Origin of the sequence: Haladaptatus caseinilyticus (assembly GCF_026248685.1) — an archaeon.
Classification (GTDB): Archaea; Halobacteriota; Halobacteria; order Halobacteriales; family Haladaptataceae; genus Haladaptatus; species Haladaptatus caseinilyticus.
On sequence record NZ_CP111036.1, the window covers coordinates 745,852 to 761,987 of the forward strand.

Consider the following 16,136-nt stretch of genomic DNA (forward strand, 5'->3'; position numbering starts at 1 on the left):
ACGGCGAGAGACACGCTTTTCCGTCCGCGTTACCAAGTCGTTGACGTGAATGGACTCCGCAGTGCTGCTCGATATCCTCGGGAATGAAAATCGCAGGCGAATCTTGCGACTTCTCTCGCACAAACCCTGCTACGTCACAGAGATAAGCGAATATCTCGGCGTCAGCCCCAAGGCGGTCATCGATCACCTCCGAAAACTCGAAGAGGCGGGATTGGTCGAAAGCCGAACCGACAACCAGCGGCGCAAATATTTCAACATTTCACGGAACCTCCGACTCGAAGTCGACGTTTCTCCATACGAGTTCGATATGAAAAGTGCCTATCCGGCGAGTCCGAACCTCGACGTGAGCACGTGTCAGTATCTATCGCTGAACGTTCAGTACGGGAACACACGATCAGGCGATGCCGAATCGGTGAGTGACGCCGAAGCAGGTGAAATCGCCAGTCTCGCCGAAGAGCTCAACTGTCTGGAAGAGTTAAAGAGCGAACTCTCGCTCGCACAACGATGGGTTCACGGCCGGATCACGGACGTGCTAGACCAACTCAGCGAGGAAGTGGACGAAACGGGCCAAAACGCGATTCGATCCGAAATTCTGGCCGCGCTCGCGGCAGAGGCCGAAACGGTAGGGGAAATTAGCAAGGAAACCAACGCCCCCGAACACGTCGTCGAAGGACACCTCGCAACCATGGCCGAGCGGGGAATCGTCGAGCGAAACGACGGCCATTGGACGCTTTCCGGTTGAAGCTCTTTCGCGGCGACTTCAGAGGTCGCGGGTCAGACCATCTCGGAGGTCACTGCCGAAATACGCGCCCAGACCGGCCACGAGAAACCCTGCACCGAGTCCGACGGCAGCGACGGTCGTTCCGCCCGCTGCCAGCAGGGTGAGATTCCCTAAGAGGAGCGTGAGTCCTGCGGCAACCAGGCCGCCAGTCGCGGTTTCCAACGTTCGTGATTCGCTGGTCAGTCCACCGAGCGCGAACGCCGCGACGAACATTCCGACGAGTCCACCGAGCGTTCCTACGAACGGAACGAACCCACCGACGAACGTCGAAACCGTCAGTGCAACCACGGCCAGGAGAAAATACCGTGGTGAAAAGAAGTTCACCGCGCGCTGCTTGGTGCGACTCCGGAAACTCTCGCTTCCCCCTCCCTGTTCTCCACTCTCGTCCCCGAGAATATCGGACAGGTCGTCACTCGTCTCGCGCGTCCGAGTTCGCTGAGTCATGTATCCGAGTTGACTCCCGGAGATAATGTGCCTTTCCCCGAAACGAATGGATTGAAGTCCAACGCCGCGCTACCCCGAGGTATGAATCCAGGGGACCGTGTCCGCGTCGAACGGGCAGACCAGACGTTCGAAGGGGTGCTTTTGCCCTCCTCGACGGCGAGCAACCTCGTCGTCAAACTCGACGGCGGTTACAACGTTGGAATCGACCGCGACGATGCCGACGTTGACGTGCTCGAATCGGACGTGTACGACATCGAAGAGGGAGAGACGGGCGACTCGTCCATCGTGGAGTTCGACCCGGAACTACCGACGATTTCGCTCATCAGTACGGGGGGAACCATCGCATCCACGGTGGACTACCGAACCGGTGCTGTGACTGCACGATTCGACGCGAAGGACGTCCTTCGGGCGGTGCCCGACCTCGCAGGGCGAGCGAACTACCGCGGTCGAGTCGTCGCCAACATCCTGTCGGAAAATATGACGCCCGACGTCTGGCAGGACTTGGCGCAGGCAGTATACGAAGAGATCGAGAACGGCGCGGACGGTGTCGTCGTCATGCACGGGACCGACACGATGCAGTTTACCGCCGCCGCCCTCTCGTTCATGCTCGACACGCCGGTTCCCATCGTCTTCACCGGAAGTCAGCGTTCCGCCGACCGACCATCCTCGGACAACGTGATGAACGCGGTTTGCGCCGTGGAAGCCGCAAAGTCCGACTGCGCGGAGGTGCTCGTCTGCATGCACGAAAACGAAAGCGACGACGATTGCGCACTTCACCGCGGAACCCGAGTGCGAAAGAACCACACGTCGCGCCGGGACGCATTCCAAACCGTCGGTGCGAAACCACTCGGAGCAGTGGATTACGAGGCCGAAGAAGTCACGTTCCGACGCGAGTACGACGAGCGAGGCGCGCAGGAACTCACGCTCAGGGACGACATCGAAAGTGACGTCGAACTCCTCAAGTTCACACCCGGTATGGGTGTCGAAGCACTCGATCTCGCCGAGGGGAAGGCGGGGCTCGTCATCGAAGGAACCGGGCTGGGACACGTCCATTCCGACTGGGCGGACCGAGTCGAGGAACTGGTCGAAAGCGGAACGACCGTCGTCATGACGAGTCAATGTATCGAAGGCCGCGTCTGTGACCGCGTGTACGACACCGGACGTGACCTCCTCGACGCTGGTATCGTAGAGGGTGAAGATATGCTACCAGGCACTGCGAAGGTGAAACTGATGTGGGTTCTGGCGAACAGCGACGACCCCGTGACCACGATGCAAGAACCCATCGCGGGAGAGATTTCCGAACGGTCAGTGCCATGGGAGTGACCGAGATAGAACTCAGAAAAGCCACTCACGACGATTACGACGGAGTCATCGCGTTCACCGAGGACACGTGGGCAGACCGCGACGGCGACGACTACATCCCGCGAGTATATCACGATTGGATAGACGGCGATGATCGACACACCATCGTCGCGGACGCTGGCGACGAAATCGCAGGAATCGTACAGGCGGTTATGCTTTCGGACTGGGAAGCTTGGGGACAAGGTATGCGTGTCAACCCGAACTTCCGCGAACAGGGTGTCGCAAGCCGCATGACCGACAAACTGTTCGGCTGGGCACGCGACCGCGGGGCGACCGTCTTCCGAAACATGGTGTTTTCGTGGAACGTCGCCGGACTCGGGTCGTCGCGCGCCGCCGGATACGATCCGGTCACCGAATTTCGGTGGGCGCATCCCGAACCCGACACCGACGTGCGCTCCGAGCTGTCCGTTACTGACGACGCGAACGCAGCGTGGAAGTTCTGGACCGGAAGCGACGTTCGGACACATCTACAGGGTCTCGCGCTCGATTTCGATGAGTCATGGGCGCTCTCGGAACTCACACGTGAAGACCTTCGTCGAAGCGCCGAAAACGACGAACTGCTCGTCATCCAGGACGACGGCGTGCAGGGGTTTTCGACCGTCTCCCGGGAGTGGGAGTGGGAAAACGACGATGGCGAACCCGAAACGTGGGTCGAATACGCAGTCGGTGCGTGGGGGGACACCGAGTCCGCACGAGCGCTGTTCACCGAAATCGCACGTGATGCCGGAGAACGGGGCGCGAAAAAGGCGCGAGTGCTGATTCCCGAGACGGTTCGATTCGTCAGTGACACCGCCTACTGTCGAGTGGAAATTTCGGACGACCCTGATTTCGTGATGGGCGCGGATTTGACCGAGTAGTATCCCTGGCAGACGGTTTATCGAAAGGCGTCAGCGAGTTTCGACAGGTCGTCGCTTCGTTTTCGTTCGTGGCCCACCCCAAGCGGCGAGATACTGATTTCTCCATCGGCGAGTGCCCGGCGGTCGGTGCCTTTCGGGTCGTCCAACTCCTCCGGGCGGTCTCCGCGAAGCGGGTCGTAAAACTGATCGACAACTGCAAATCCATCGTCGTTTTTGTCCCGCTCGATTCGGACGCCGAAGTCCCTCGTCGGTCTGGTAATTTGAATCGGTACCGTCCGCTCGACAGTCGGCACGTTGACGTTCAGGTAAGTGCCCGAGCCGATGGAATCGGCGTTTTCGACCAGATAACGTGCGATCCGTGACGGCAGGGCGAAATCCTCGCGTTCGAACTCGCGTTGCCCGCCCCTTATCGGGTCGTAGGCCGAGATTGCGATTCCGGGCACACCCAGGTAGACTGCTTCCTTGGCGGCCCCAACCGTCCCGGAGCGGTCGAGTTTGTGCGCGCCGAAGTTGGGTCCAGCGTTACAGCCCGAAACGACGAGGTCAGGTGTCGGGTCGAGAGTTTGCAGACCGACCGCGACGCAATCACAGGGGGTTCCGTGGACGACGAGTCCGCGTTCGTGGTTATCCACCGCGACTTTGTGTGAGTTCGTCCGTCCGGCACCACTCTGGTTGTCCGCCGGTGCAACGACGGTCACGTCGGCAACTACCGAGAGTTCATTGTAGAGCGCGTCGATGCCGGGTGCATCGACGCCGTCGTCGTTCGTTACGAGGACGTTCACGAACTATCCACCACTCACCGGCGGAAAGAGCGCGAGCTCGTCGCCAGGTTCGAGTTCCGTCTCCAATCCCGCTTCGGTGAACACGTTCGTTCCGTTTCGGAGTACGTTGATGTGGTCGCGGAGGTGGCCATCGTCGTCCAAGACGCGATTTTCGAGTTCCGGACGCGGTTCGAGGAGGGCCGAAAGTGCGTCCCCGACGGTGTCGCCCGACTCGGCGGCCACCGATACGTCCTTTCCTCCCGCGATTTCCGCGAGGTCCGCGAAGAGTTTCCACTGCATATACGACGTGACGGTCGGACGCGGGAAGTCGCTTTCTCTCTCGGCGGGAGAGCGGTTGCGGTTCGCCTGCAGGGACGCGAGCGAACCAAAACCGTCGAAACAGCAGGAATGGCCGACGAAATGACGGGAAAAGCCAGCGAGATAGTCGGGTCGGCCAGCAAGACAGCGGGCGAACACCGGAAAAATACCGACGACGCTGGTACACGGACATGCATCACCTGACGTTGGCATCGGGATGCTATTTTCGCGTGGCGCAGTTACGCTCGAACGACGGTCCTGCAAACGGTCTTCATCGTCTCCACCGAGACTACCGTATTCGACTCCGAGCAGTCGTGTTTGCGTCGATCGGTTCGGTATCCGTTTTTGCCGCCCGTTCGATTCGCCGGATGACGGTCGGTTCGGCGACGACGAACACGGTATCCGCTGTCTCCAGCGGCCGACCACGAAGCGGAAGCGTCTCCGTAGCGCCGTCAGACGGTCGGACTGCGACGACGGTTGCATCGATGCTTCCGACCGGAAGACCGACGAGGGCGCTTTCCGGTTCAACCGTCAGTACACCCATCGTTACGTCCGCGGAGCGAAGCCGGGTGACGAACTCGCGTTCCGGCCGTGTCCGCCGTGGAAGCGTCTCGAGTCGATACCGCTCGGTCGTGTCGAACGTCTTCGCGTCGTTTGCATCCACGGCGAGCGTCACCACGTCCCCGGCAACACCCCTGATTTCGCCGGTCGTGAGGCGTTCCGATCCAGTGTTAGTTCGTCGCCAGATAGCGACGGAATCGCCAGCACCGGCGCTGAATGCAGGGTCCGCTCGGATGGCGATAGCGACCGTTCCCGGGACGAGCAGCGGACCGAGTCCCGCGACTCGGCTGCCGAGTGCGAGATATTCGACCGTTCCATCCGAAGTGAGGTCGATATCGACGTGTCCGATGCCGTGGTCGTCCTCGAGTCGGGCGATGATTCGCTCTCGAAGTTCGGACACGGTGATTCCGCGTGGAAACACGAACGACGACCCAGCCAGCGCCGTTTTCGTTTCATCCGAAACAGTGTCATAGCCGTCGATGTCGCCGATGTTTTCGGGAATCGTGACCGTAACCATCCGCCCGACCGCGCCGACGATTCGACTCACGTCGTCGTCGAGTTTCTTCGCTCCCGAGAGGGCTGCCATGTTGGTCGTCAGTCGGTCGCCGACTCGCGCACCGACGACGGCGGTGATGGCCGCAACGACGAATGAAGTGATGTTTTTCGTCGCGTTGGGGATCGTCAGGACGTCCTGATTTCCGGCGGTGAAAAACGGTTGGAGCGTCTGCCATGTGCCCAATGAAACGCCGACCGCGCCGACGCCGGCAAGGATGGCTAGTCCAGCAGGCACGCGTTCCCGAGCGTACCATCGATGGACGAACGCAACCGCGCCAGCGACCGCTCCCGAAAGGATTCCGAGACCGATAATTTGGACGAGCGCTCCCTGCGGATTCTGCGGGAGTGGCTGCATCATTCGACCACCTCCGCGAATCGACGGAGCGAATCGCGTGTTCCGACCACGTACAAGTTATCCCCGGCAGTGAGGGTCGTGGTGCCGGACGGTGCGACCGTCCAGTCGTTTGCCTGCTCGATACCTAACACCGCCACATCGTATGTATCGCGAACGGAGAGACCACCTAACGCCATCCCTTCCAACTCGCTTCCGGGGGAAATTTGTACCCGCCGCCACTGCTTGCCCGCCTGTCGGAGTAAACGGACGAGTTCGAATTCGGGGTGAATCTCCCGCGACCGCACCCGAAGTTTCGTCGGTATACCGCCGATGAGGTCGCTCGCGTCGGCTTTCGGAACCGAAACCGTCACCCGGCCGTCCCCACCGGTCGTCGTCGGTGCGCGGGAAACGGAGCTCGGATCTTCGTCAGCGTCGTCCTCGGACTCATTTCCTTCCGTTTTCGCGCTAAGAACCGTCCCGACAACCTCGTCGTCACCGAGTTCGAGGGCGACTTCGTCACCACGTGCGATTCCCGTCGGTACGAGGGAATCGACCGATACCGCGCGACGGTTCGAAGGAAGGCGACGGGAAAGCGAACCTTCCGGAGGTGCGGCACGAACTGTCGCCTTTCCTCCCGTGTCGATCTCGACGGAAACGTCGGCGAGGTCGTACTCGGTTCGAAGTCGGTCCGCCAAGCGAGATTCCAACTCGGCGATGGGGAGATCTGCAGGAAACGTCCATTCGCCGTCACGGATCGCCGACCTGAGGTCATCGGTAAGCGGTGGATAACCATCGATGTCACCGACGTCGCCCGTCGTCCGAACACGAACCCGACCGAACCGGCCGACTCGTTCGATCACATCGCCGGAGAGACGATGGTCCCGGAGTTGACGGAGACCCACCCGCCGGGGGAACGATGCGCCCATGGAGTCGCCCTTCGCGTGAGCGTACTGTGTCGCCAACATGACGACGATGACTGCAACGACGACCACCGGCGATTCGACGACAGTGGGGTCGAGAAGACCCAACAAGCCACCCTGTACACCCGCGATGGCAACGCCGAGGACGACGACCGCGAATCCGGGGAGCGAAACGCTCGTCACGTACCGGAACACGAAGCCGAGACACCACGCGACGAGCGCCGGAACGACCCCCGTGAGCGCCCCGAGATACAGCCCGAGGAGCACAGCGACCGGGAACGAATAGTCCATACGCCGGACTGTAGTGGCAGTTACAAAGGCGTACCGACAGAAATGTCAAAACGACGTTGTGAGCTGGTCGAACTAGCGGCAGCGGCGGTGGTCGGCCTCGCGTACCGTTCGGCCACCTGATTTATCGCACGGGAGGTAGCATGGAGATTCACATGGGGCGAGTGGCGCGGGGGAGATTCGTCTCCGCTCGTATCGTCGTCTGGTTAACCATCGGCGTCGCGTTGCTTTCGATAGCGACCGGTCTCGTCTCCACTGGTCTCAGCGGCACCGGAGGAAACGGCGGGTTGTTCGGCGGAATCATTCCCGACGTCGTTCGGACGACGACAGCATACACTAGCACCATCGTCGGCTTTCTCCTCCTCGTCGCAGCCCTCGGCCTCCGCCGTGGCTTTCGTGCGGCCTGGTACGCGAGTACGATATTGGTCCTCATCGCCGCGATACATGGAATACTTCAATCGACGCCGTACTCGCTCCTTCTCGTCGCCGGGTCGCTCGTCACCCTTCCGATGTTGATTCGGACTCGTCACCGGTTCGAACATCCGATCGAACCGACGACGACGCAAATCGCCGCCGCATCCGCCGTCGTCGGAGCACAATTGTACGGGACTATCGGTGCGTACACACTCCGGCAGTATTTCGACGGCATCGACGGCAGCAATGCCCTCTTCGAAGCCTTTTATTTCACCGTCGTGACGGCGAGCACCGTCGGGTATGGCGATATCCAACCGACGGCACCATTCGCACAAGCGTTCGGAATGACCGTCATCATCCTCGGAACCGGTAGTTTCGCGGCTGCACTGGGTGTTCTATTTGTGCCGATGGTGGAGAACAGTTTCGCAAGCGCCCTCGGTCGAACAACCGACACCAACATCGAACTCATGGAAAATCACCTACTCGTACTCGGATACGGCCACCTGCTTACGGAATGGATAGTCGATGAGCTCGCCAACGGAACCGAATACGCACTCGTCATCGACGACGAAGCGCTCGTCAACGAACTTCGGTCCAAAAACCGAACCGTCATCCATGGCGACCCTACCGACGAGGAGTTACTCGAACGGGTCGGCATCGAACGAGCACAGGCGGTGCTCGTCGCGACCGATGACGACGCCGACGACGCACTCACGGTGTTGACCGCTCGGCAGTTGAATCCCGACGTTCGAATCGTCGCCGGTGCGACCGACCACGACAACGTGAAGAAATTCCGCCGGGCAGGAGCCGATATCGTGGTCAGCCCCGCCTTCGTCGGACGGATGCTGGTGAAGGCGGCACTCGGCGGGGAACACGTCGAAGAACTGGCCGACCAGTTAGCGGGAGACCCCCTGAACCAAACGTTGGACGATTTCTGATGTGGTCGTGCATCGCGGCTCAACCGTGATGCACGACCGCTACGTCACAGTCGATCTCGTGCATTCGCTCGAACGTCGGCGGCGAGATGAACCGCGATGCTGCGCTTCGGTCGGTGCTCGCGCCGATTATCATGAGGTCGTAGTGGTCGTCGTTCGCGGCGAGGAAATCCTCGATACTGCTCCGCGAGACGCGCGTTTCGAACACGCCCGAGAACGCCTCCACGAGGTCCGCGAGGGTCGATTCGGCTGTTCGGCGCTCCGCCTCACGGTCGATGCAGGTACAGACACTGACCGACCCCGACCGCCCAACCAGTCGCCGTGCGAAATCGATCATCGTGTGGGCGGTGTTGCCCGCTCGTCGGATCGGGACGAGAACGCGCTTCCATCGTCGACGAGGCGTTCCGTCGGGGGCTGGCCGATATGCGATTGCGTCCACGTTTCCGCGGAACAGTCCCCGGACGAACGGCGAGAGCGCGCCGTGTTTCTCCTCGTACGGGGTGACGATGAGGTCACAGTTCACTTCGCGAGAGGTGTTCAGAACCGTTTTCGCGGACGTTTTGCCGTCTCCCGCGACGACGACTTCACAGGGAACACCCATCCGCGTCCGGATTCGGTGTGCCTGCGTTTCGAGGCGGTCCGCGGCGACATCCGCCGCCTGTGCTTCGGCGGTTTCCCCCTCAGAAACGAGTTCCGCGGACTCCGGGTTCACGAGCGTGGGTTCGTTCCCGCCGTCGGAGGCCTCGATATCCCGTTCCGCTTTCTCGATGGCGTGTTCGTCCACGACGTCGATGAGAACGACTTTGCCCGCGTCGTGTGCCGCGGCCAGTTTTGCACCGAACATGGCCGCTTCCTCGGCGTCCTCGCCGCGCATCGGGACGAGGACGTGGTCGTCGCCTTTCGTCGAACGATAGAGATACCGTGCCCGCCGTTCGTAGAACTCCCGTCGCCAGATGACGAACACGCCAGCGACGATACTGCTAGAGACTGCGATACCGGCGACGTACAGGAACCCTGAAAGAAAACTCCCCATTTCGCCAAAGGGAAACATCAGGACGAGTAGTGCGGACGAAAACGCGGTCGGCTGTTCGACGTTGAGCGACCACGTCACGAGCACCGTGAGGAGAATACCAAGCGCCGCCCCTCCGGCGTGAATCGTCATCGAGTCCGGCGGAACGTGATACAGATATCTGGCGGAGAACGTCAGTGCGACCCAGCCACAGAGCGCCCCCGCAGTCATGCCGCCGACGAACCGAGTGGGAGAAGCGTACTTCCCTTCCGGGTCGGCGAACAGGGTGTACGTCCCCGATGCAAGCGGGGGGAAGAGCAAGAACGTTACGACGTTCACCGTGTTCGAGAGCCACGTGATGACCGCAATGATGATGGGTGCGACCACCAGTATCGTGAGCCGAGTGAGGTTTCGAGTGTGTTCGACCCACTGGGTGAAATGCTGAATTTCCCGCCGTTCGAACCGGCGAATGCGCCGAAGTGCCGCGTGATAGCGCATACGCAGGTCATCAAGCATACGAAAAACTGCGCCATTCGAGAATAAATGCGTTCTGTTACTGAGAGAGGGTGACACCCAAAGGAAATGAAGTCACCCGATGCGGGGTAGTTATTCCGAGAGCGAGACGACCGCGTCCAGCGAGATGCGAATCGCCCGTTCGACGTTGTTTTTCGCCTTCTCGGGGAGTTCATCGTCCTCGGTGTCGGTACCCTTCTGGGTCCCCTTCACGAGGTTGCCATCGACCGTGCAGATGGCTCCCGAGCGCATTCCTTTCCGGCGGGCAACTGAGAAGACGGCCGCGGCTTCCATCTCCACCGAGAGGATGTTCGCTTCCTCCCAGTCCGAAACGTACTCGTCGGTTTCGGCGTAGAAGGCGTCGTCGGACGCGATCGGACCGACGTGAACGTCCTCGTCGTTCGCTTCCGCGGAATCGACCAACGCGGAGAGAACGTTGTATTCCGGCACCGCGGGGTAGGTGTCTTTCTCGTAGCGCCGGGTCGTCCCCTCGTCTTTCGCCGCGCCGGTCGCGACGACCATATCCCCGATTTCGATGTCCTGTTGGAGTGCGCCGGTCGTTCCGACACGAATCACGGTTTCGACGCCGACGGCTTCCATCTCCTCGATCGCGATGGTCGCCGAAGGACAGCCGATACCGGTCGAACAAATCGTCAGCGGAACGCCCTCGTACTCCGCGTTGACGACCTTGTACTCGCGGTTTTCGGAAACGACATCCGAAGTATCGCACTGCTTTGCGATTCGGTCAACGCGGCCCGGGTCGCCGGGAATCAGCGCGATGTCGTTCAGGTCGCCCTCGTCAACGAGCAGGTGCGGTTGCATTGCCATAGGCGGGGATTCTCAGGGATGGACGAAAAACGTCCGGATTCGGCCGTACTTCCGTGAGTTTTGTTCTTCTGCTGTGATTTCGTGAGTATGTCTCACTGCCCTGACTGTGGCCAAGAAGTCGAAAAACTGGTGAAAAGCGACGCATCCGCTGGCGGAATTCTGCGTTCGAGAAACGTCTGGGACTGCCCTCACTGTGGCGCGATTCTCGGAGTTAGCGGGAATACATGATTCGCTGTTACGGCAGATACCGAACGCTCACGATACCCTCTTCCGAGCGAATTTCCACGCGATTTACGCCAAGTCGGGCGGCGCGGGCGAGCGTCCCTTCGTCGTCCAGCACATCGCTCACGGCGTCCTCCGTTTCCTCCGGCGGCACCGAAAGGACGTGAATCTCGCCGATTCCGGCGCGTTCGGTTCGTTCGAGGTCGCCAACCGCTTGTTCCGCCGCGATGTTCCGCTCATGGACCGTCGGCGGTTCCTCGCTCTCGTGAACCGTGAGCGGTCGCTGGTCGTCGATTTCCACGACGTCCCACGTCATCTCCATCGGTGGTTCCGGCGCGACAGTGGCGTCGATGGCGTCGTTGGCATCAACGCCGGGGTTTTTCGAGAGGGTGTGTACCTGTCCGTCGTGTACGTCCTTCAGTACCGCCGACTCCGCTTCGGCGTGCGTGACGAGGAACGTGCTCGTCTTCTCGGTCATGGGCATGGGTAGGTCGTCGACCCTTTTCCGGATTACGCTCCGGAAAACTGCGTCACCGAGTAAACCGATGGATAACGAAAATCAACAGCGCGGCGACCAGTGGTGGGACGAGGCCGAACAGTTGCGGGAGCGAGTAGAGGAAGGTCCCGATCGCGCCCGCGTTGGCCGATTGGTACTCCGGCGGAACCGTAATGACGAGTCCGGCATACAGCGAAATAACGAAGAGAAAGCCACTGAGTGCGAGTACAGTATCGTAGACCGGAACCGTTGCCTCACCGCGGCGATGCCGTCGCGCGACGAACAGAACCGGCGCGAAGAGCGGACCGAGGATGAACAGCGCAACGACGCCGAGGAAGGCGTTCGAGGAGGTGTCGAAGGCGGAGTGGCCGAGCGTTTCTACGAACCAGAAGATGAGCGCCAGCACGAACGTCAAGCCGAGAACGGCCCCGAGAACGAAACTAACGAGAACGTAGAGGCGGAAAACCGTCGAATCAGTCGCGCGAAAGCTGTAGCGAAACGCGCCGAACAGCCCGGAGTAGTCCTCTCCGGTGGTTGCGGCGTCGGTCATTGCTCGATAGTCGGGGTCGTATGAACCTAAATGCCGCGACTCGGGGTGGGAAGACACGGACCAGGACGACTCGTTCGTGGACGTGTTCCGAAGAACGTTTGAGACGGTTGGTTCTCTGTAGCAGTATGAGCGCTGATAACGCCACCAACACGTCCGCTAGTTCTGCCTCGGACGATACCGACGAAGTTCATAAAAACGCCCGTAAATCCGTCGTCGCCGTGGATGCCGACGACAACGATTTGGAAATCGTCAACCGCCTCGAAGCGCACACTGGAGACGGCATCCGCCACCGTGCGTTCACCGCCCTCATCTTCGACGAAGACGATAACATCCTGCTCGCCCAGCGTGCGCCGACCAAGCGTCTCTGGGACACCTACTGGGACGGCACGGTCGCCTCCCACCCCAACCCGGGGCAATCCCAAGAGGAAGCCACCCGTCAGCGTCTCGAAGACGAACTCGGCATTTCGCCGGACCAGTACGACGACCTCCAACAGACGGACAAGTTCGAGTACAAGCGCTACTACCCTCAAGAGGGCGTCGAGCACGAGGTTTGTGCCGTGTTGAAACTCACACTCACGGACACCTCACTCAATCCCGTCGAGGAGGAAGTCGGCGGCCTGATGTGGGTCCCCTACGAGCGACTATACGAGAATCCGCGCTGGTATCGCCAACTCCGTCTCTGCCCGTGGTTCGAAATCGCCATGCGGCGGGATTTCGAATAGAAGGAGGGGTTTTTGGCTGTTTGAAGCGACGATTCTCGCATCGTTTTTGGGCCGCTGACGAAGGGAGTGTCGACTGCGGTTGCTGGTCGCAAGTCTCAGCCGCGAAGAATGGAGCGTGTTTCGGGACCTTCGTGACAGGAGTTTTCCGTCACTCGCAGCCGATTTGCGTTCGCTCAGCCACCCACAGAGGAACCCGACACAGGACGACACCGGCCATGCTACCGCAACACACACCTCGCTAGAATCGACAGACCCTTTCCCTCGAACATCCGACCCCCCTTGCATGAGCACGATTCGGGTCGTTTGGGGAACCGCGAGCGGGCCGACGAAGATGTCGTCATACGATGCGGCACTCGCGGACGCGAACGTCCACAACTACAATCTCGTCTCCGTCTCGTCGGTCATCCCCGCCGACACGCCGGTCGAAGCAGTGGGTACCGCGCCCGATCTCGGTCCGGCAGGAAATCGCCTGACAGTCGTCGAAGCGCGTGCAACGAGGCCCGGTCCCGGGCATGTCTCGGCCGGTTTGGGCTGGACCGAGAGCGACGGCGCAGGGCTGTTTTACGAGGCCGCGGGCGAAACCGATGCGGGAGAAATCGAGGACAGGGTTCGGGCCGGATTGGAAGCGGGGCGGGAACTCCGGGACTGGGAGTTCGACGACGAAGCGGTGAAAACGGTGACCGAAGACGCCGAACCGGGGACGTACGTTACGGCCGTCGTTCTTGCAGTATACGGCGAGAGCGAACCGATTTGTTAACTTCCGACGACGACGGGTTTATACGGCTGACGGCCTTATCGAAGGACAGCAGACCGCATGAATGGAAATACTCCGTATGCTGGAACCCCCGACGTGACGCAGGCCGGACAGCGTGCGTCCGTCGATGTCGTCGAACTCTCCCCAGAGCAGACGCGCGCGCTTCGGGACAGCGTGGCCGACATCGCCACCCTGACCCGGAAGTTCCTGCCGGACGAATACGTCATTGGATCACATGTCACAAACGGTGCTACTGGACCGCAGGCGACTGTCTCGGTTCAGCCACCGGTCGGTCACATCGTCAGCGCCGGGTTCGAGCCCGACGACGACGAACTCGATGACGACCTCCTCGACGAAGAAGAGCGCGACGAAGTCGCTCGGGGACTGGCCGCTAGCGCCGTACTCCAAGTAAAACAGGCAGTCGAGGACCAGATCACTCCGACTGCCCGTTAGGCGGTCGTTTGAAGACTGCGTCACCGACGACCAGCGACGACACAACCCCCGTCAGCATCGTCCCGAGATGGATCGGCATCGAACTCGAGACGCTGACCACGAACCCGCCAACGAGTAGTATCGAAAGGACGAGTAACACGAGGTCGTAGTACGAAACCGACTATCGAGCGATACGGCTACGTACGCTCATGTACTTCCCTCCATCCCCCAGTTTTCCGGCCACCAACTAAAGCGTATTCGCCCTATTTGCCCCAGAACGGATCGCGTTTTCTCTGTTTGTCGAGATACATTCGAAGCGCTTCGAGTTCGTCGCCCGGAATGTCGTCGGAAAGCTCCTGTTCCAGGATTTTGGCGTGTTTTTCGGGCAAGTCGATCCACAGTTCGTCACCTTCCTCGATTTGCCGACCGACCGTCGGGCCATCGATGGCGACGCTGACGCGAGTACCCGCACGCGCCTCGTCTACGTCCTCACCCTGTTCTTGAATCCCTTTGATGGTGCCAACCCGCTTCGGTTCGTTGCCCTCGAACTTGGCGACGAAGGAGTTGTTTTTGACGGTTCCGGACATGACTTCGACGCCGACCACTGCGGGGTTGTTCTGCCGGAAAACGTGGTCTTCCAGGATTCGGAAGCGGGACGGTCTCGTGATGTTGTCGAGCACGGTCTGTTGCTGTGCACGTTCCATCTCGTCCACGTACTCTTCGTACTCCTCGATGAGTTGGTAGATAACGTCGCTGTCGAAAAGACGAACATCCCGTTGTTCCGCTTCGTCAGCGGCCTCCGCGAGCGTATCGACGTTGAATGCCAGAATCGTTCGGTGTTTCGGTTCGTCTGCAGTCGTCGCAAATCGAATATCGCGCGGCGCGACGTCTCCGACTTCGGCGAGCATGACCGGAATTTCCTCCTCTTTGAGCGTGCTCACCATGGCTTCGAGGCTGCCGAGCGTGTCGGCTTTCACGACGACACCCTCCTCTGCTGTACTCACTTCGACTTCTGCGAGTTCCGCCTCGACTTCCGAAATAACGTCATCGATTTCCCGGTCGCGAACGACTCGGACGGGTGCTCCCGCCATCGCGTCGTCGAGACCCGGTGCGGCGATTTTAACCCCGGCCGCGGCACCGATGGAATCGACCTTCTCGAATCGGTCTTCGGTTCGAATCTCCGCCAATGGTCGGGGTTTCAGTAGGGCGCGAACGTCCGTCACTATCGGCTTGTTCTTGCCACCGACGACGACAGTCTCGTCCGCGCCGACGGTACCGTCGTAAAGCACCACGTCGAGGGTCGTCCCGAAGCCTTTCTCCTCTTTGACTTCGAGAACCGTTCCGGCGCCCGGTCCGGTGACGTCGATTTCCATGTCGTCGCGCATGTACCGTTGGGCCAGTCCCATCAGCACCGTGAGCAGGTCGGGAACGCCTTCGCCCGTCTCCGCGCTGACCGGCACCACACCGACGTTGTTCTGGAAGTTCTGCACTCGCCAGTACAGGTCAGCCGAAAATCCTGCATCACTGAGTTCACCGATCAGTTCATACAGGTTCTGATCGAGTGTCGAGCGTGCTCGATCACTCTGTGCGTCGTACGTTCCCTGAATCGGCGAGTCCGGTTTCGGATTCCATCCCGGCGTCGTATCGATTTTGTTCGCCGCGACGACGAACGGGGTCTGTGACTGTGCGAGGATGTTTATCGCCTCTTCAGTCTGTGGCTGGAACCCGTCGTTGACGTCGACGACGAGGATCGCGATGTCCGCCAGCGCACCACCGCGCGACCGAAGGGTCGTAAACGAGTGGTGCCCCGGCGTGTCGATGAACAGCAGTCCCGGAAGGTCGAAATCGTCCGGATTGACCAGTTTCCCGGCGACTTTCGACACGATGTCGAGTGGTACCGCTGTTGCACCGATGTGTTGTGTGATTGCGCCCGCTTCACCTTCTATCACCGTCGAGCCGCGGATTTTGTCGAGCAAGCTGGTTTTGCCGTGGTCGACGTGACCGAGGACTGCGACGATGGGGGTTCTGAGAGACGGGGTTTCCGTCTCGTGTGAATCTGTGTCCGACATACCTACCACCC

The 16,136-nt window shown here is 60.5% G+C and carries 17 protein-coding genes; 7 read left to right on the forward strand and 10 right to left on the reverse strand.

Annotated features, from left to right (window positions below; translation table 11 throughout):
• Window positions 1–49: 49 nt before the first annotated feature.
• The gene (locus tag OOF89_RS04240; protein WP_266078764.1) at window positions 50–742 is read left to right on the forward strand and encodes an ArsR/SmtB family transcription factor; all 693 of its coding nucleotides are present in this window, start codon (window positions 50–52) and stop codon (window positions 740–742) included.
• A gap of 18 nt (window positions 743–760) precedes the next feature.
• On the opposite strand, the gene OOF89_RS04245 is transcribed toward OOF89_RS04240, so the two are convergent.
• Complete coding sequence (locus OOF89_RS04245) at window positions 761–1,225, reverse strand: hypothetical protein (RefSeq protein WP_266078765.1); 465 nt, start codon at window positions 1,223–1,225, stop codon at window positions 761–763.
• Between the two features lie 81 nt (window positions 1,226–1,306).
• Between OOF89_RS04245 and gatD the strand changes: the two genes are divergently transcribed.
• Both gatD and OOF89_RS04255 read left to right on the forward strand, forming a co-directional pair.
• The gene (gene gatD / locus OOF89_RS04250; RefSeq protein WP_266078766.1) at window positions 1,307–2,548 is read left to right on the forward strand and encodes a Glu-tRNA(Gln) amidotransferase subunit GatD; all 1,242 of its coding nucleotides are present in this window, start codon (window positions 1,307–1,309) and stop codon (window positions 2,546–2,548) included.
• Window positions 2,539–3,444: a GNAT family N-acetyltransferase gene (locus OOF89_RS04255; protein ID WP_266078767.1), complete on the forward strand. Its 906-nt coding sequence runs from the start codon at window positions 2,539–2,541 to the stop codon at window positions 3,442–3,444. Before gatD ends, OOF89_RS04255 begins: the two co-directional genes overlap by 10 nt.
• Window positions 3,445–3,461: 17 nt before the next feature.
• Here the strand turns inward: OOF89_RS04255 and surE are convergent, their stop codons facing one another.
• From surE to OOF89_RS04275, 4 genes are all read right to left on the reverse strand, one after another.
• The gene (surE, locus tag OOF89_RS04260) at window positions 3,462–4,226 is read right to left on the reverse strand and encodes a 5'/3'-nucleotidase SurE (protein WP_266078768.1); all 765 of its coding nucleotides are present in this window, start codon (window positions 4,224–4,226) and stop codon (window positions 3,462–3,464) included.
• Window positions 4,227–4,229: 3 nt separating this feature from the next.
• Window positions 4,230–4,505: a ubiquitin-like small modifier protein 1 gene (locus OOF89_RS04265; protein ID WP_266079854.1), complete on the reverse strand. Its 276-nt coding sequence runs from the start codon at window positions 4,503–4,505 to the stop codon at window positions 4,230–4,232.
• 307 nt (window positions 4,506–4,812) lie between these two features.
• Window positions 4,813–5,997 (reverse strand): hypothetical protein, encoded by a 1,185-nt coding sequence (locus OOF89_RS04270; protein WP_266078769.1) that lies wholly within the window; start codon window positions 5,995–5,997, stop codon window positions 4,813–4,815.
• Window positions 5,994–7,184, reverse strand: coding sequence for a potassium channel family protein (locus tag OOF89_RS04275; RefSeq protein ID WP_266078770.1), 1,191 nt, complete (start codon window positions 7,182–7,184; stop codon window positions 5,994–5,996). The genes OOF89_RS04270 and OOF89_RS04275 overlap by 4 nt, the downstream gene beginning before the upstream one ends.
• A gap of 140 nt (window positions 7,185–7,324) precedes the next feature.
• On the opposite strand from OOF89_RS04275, the gene OOF89_RS04280 reads away from it, so the two are divergent.
• Window positions 7,325–8,533 (forward strand): DUF7126 family protein, encoded by a 1,209-nt coding sequence (locus OOF89_RS04280; RefSeq protein ID WP_266078771.1) that lies wholly within the window; start codon window positions 7,325–7,327, stop codon window positions 8,531–8,533.
• A gap of 19 nt (window positions 8,534–8,552) precedes the next feature.
• Here the strand turns inward: OOF89_RS04280 and OOF89_RS04285 are convergent, their stop codons facing one another.
• The 4 genes from OOF89_RS04285 to OOF89_RS04300 form a co-directional block, all read right to left on the reverse strand.
• On the reverse strand, window positions 8,553–10,055 hold the full coding sequence (locus OOF89_RS04285) for an HPP family protein (RefSeq protein WP_266078772.1): 1,503 nt from the start codon (window positions 10,053–10,055) through the stop codon (window positions 8,553–8,555).
• Window positions 10,056–10,145: 90 nt separating this feature from the next.
• Window positions 10,146–10,880: a nucleoside phosphorylase gene (locus tag OOF89_RS04290; protein WP_266078773.1), complete on the reverse strand. Its 735-nt coding sequence runs from the start codon at window positions 10,878–10,880 to the stop codon at window positions 10,146–10,148.
• Between the two features lie 235 nt (window positions 10,881–11,115).
• Window positions 11,116–11,580, reverse strand: a complete 465-nt coding sequence (locus tag OOF89_RS04295; protein ID WP_266079856.1) for a DUF5812 family protein — start codon at window positions 11,578–11,580, stop codon at window positions 11,116–11,118.
• 52 nt (window positions 11,581–11,632) lie between these two features.
• Complete coding sequence (locus OOF89_RS04300) at window positions 11,633–12,148, reverse strand: hypothetical protein (protein ID WP_266078774.1); 516 nt, start codon at window positions 12,146–12,148, stop codon at window positions 11,633–11,635.
• Between the two features lie 125 nt (window positions 12,149–12,273).
• On the opposite strand from OOF89_RS04300, the gene OOF89_RS04305 reads away from it, so the two are divergent.
• The 3 genes from OOF89_RS04305 (at window position 12,274) to OOF89_RS04315 (ending at window position 14,077) form a co-directional block, all read left to right on the forward strand.
• Window positions 12,274–12,870 carry an NUDIX hydrolase gene (locus OOF89_RS04305; protein WP_266078775.1) on the forward strand — a complete coding sequence of 199 codons (597 nt, stop codon included), beginning with the start codon at window positions 12,274–12,276 and terminating at the stop codon, window positions 12,868–12,870.
• Between the two features lie 283 nt (window positions 12,871–13,153).
• The gene (locus OOF89_RS04310) at window positions 13,154–13,627 is read left to right on the forward strand and encodes a pyruvoyl-dependent arginine decarboxylase (RefSeq protein ID WP_266078777.1); all 474 of its coding nucleotides are present in this window, start codon (window positions 13,154–13,156) and stop codon (window positions 13,625–13,627) included.
• A 57-nt stretch (window positions 13,628–13,684) separates the two neighbouring features.
• Window positions 13,685–14,077, forward strand: a complete 393-nt coding sequence (locus OOF89_RS04315) for a DUF5811 family protein (RefSeq protein ID WP_266078779.1) — start codon at window positions 13,685–13,687, stop codon at window positions 14,075–14,077.
• A gap of 242 nt (window positions 14,078–14,319) precedes the next feature.
• On the opposite strand, the gene infB is transcribed toward OOF89_RS04315, so the two are convergent.
• Window positions 14,320–16,125, reverse strand: a complete 1,806-nt coding sequence (gene infB / locus OOF89_RS04320; RefSeq protein ID WP_266078781.1) for a translation initiation factor IF-2 — start codon at window positions 16,123–16,125, stop codon at window positions 14,320–14,322.
• Window positions 16,126–16,136: the final 11 nt, after the last annotated feature.

Bases quoted from the DNA above. Each gene is read 5' to 3' on its own strand.
- OOF89_RS04240 (WP_266078764.1), top strand. From the start codon at position 50: ATGGACTCCGCAGTGCTGCTCGATATCCTCGGGAATGAAAATCGCAGG.
- OOF89_RS04245 (WP_266078765.1), bottom strand. From the start codon at position 1,225: ATGACTCAGCGAACTCGGACGCGCGAGACGAGTGACGACCTGTCCGAT.
- gatD (WP_266078766.1), top strand. From the start codon at position 1,307: ATGAATCCAGGGGACCGTGTCCGCGTCGAACGGGCAGACCAGACGTTC.
- OOF89_RS04255 (WP_266078767.1), top strand. From the start codon at position 2,539: ATGGGAGTGACCGAGATAGAACTCAGAAAAGCCACTCACGACGATTAC.
- OOF89_RS04265 (WP_266079854.1), bottom strand. From the start codon at position 4,505: ATGCAGTGGAAACTCTTCGCGGACCTCGCGGAAATCGCGGGAGGAAAG.
- OOF89_RS04270 (WP_266078769.1), bottom strand. From the start codon at position 5,997: ATGATGCAGCCACTCCCGCAGAATCCGCAGGGAGCGCTCGTCCAAATT.
- OOF89_RS04275 (WP_266078770.1), bottom strand. From the start codon at position 7,184: ATGGACTATTCGTTCCCGGTCGCTGTGCTCCTCGGGCTGTATCTCGGG.
- OOF89_RS04280 (WP_266078771.1), top strand. From the start codon at position 7,325: ATGGAGATTCACATGGGGCGAGTGGCGCGGGGGAGATTCGTCTCCGCT.
- OOF89_RS04285 (WP_266078772.1), bottom strand. From the start codon at position 10,055: ATGCTTGATGACCTGCGTATGCGCTATCACGCGGCACTTCGGCGCATT.
- OOF89_RS04290 (WP_266078773.1), bottom strand. From the start codon at position 10,880: ATGGCAATGCAACCGCACCTGCTCGTTGACGAGGGCGACCTGAACGAC.
- OOF89_RS04295 (WP_266079856.1), bottom strand. From the start codon at position 11,580: ATGACCGAGAAGACGAGCACGTTCCTCGTCACGCACGCCGAAGCGGAG.
- OOF89_RS04300 (WP_266078774.1), bottom strand. From the start codon at position 12,148: ATGACCGACGCCGCAACCACCGGAGAGGACTACTCCGGGCTGTTCGGC.
- OOF89_RS04305 (WP_266078775.1), top strand. From the start codon at position 12,274: ATGAGCGCTGATAACGCCACCAACACGTCCGCTAGTTCTGCCTCGGAC.
- OOF89_RS04310 (WP_266078777.1), top strand. From the start codon at position 13,154: ATGAGCACGATTCGGGTCGTTTGGGGAACCGCGAGCGGGCCGACGAAG.
- OOF89_RS04315 (WP_266078779.1), top strand. From the start codon at position 13,685: ATGAATGGAAATACTCCGTATGCTGGAACCCCCGACGTGACGCAGGCC.
- infB (WP_266078781.1), bottom strand. From the start codon at position 16,125: ATGTCGGACACAGATTCACACGAGACGGAAACCCCGTCTCTCAGAACC.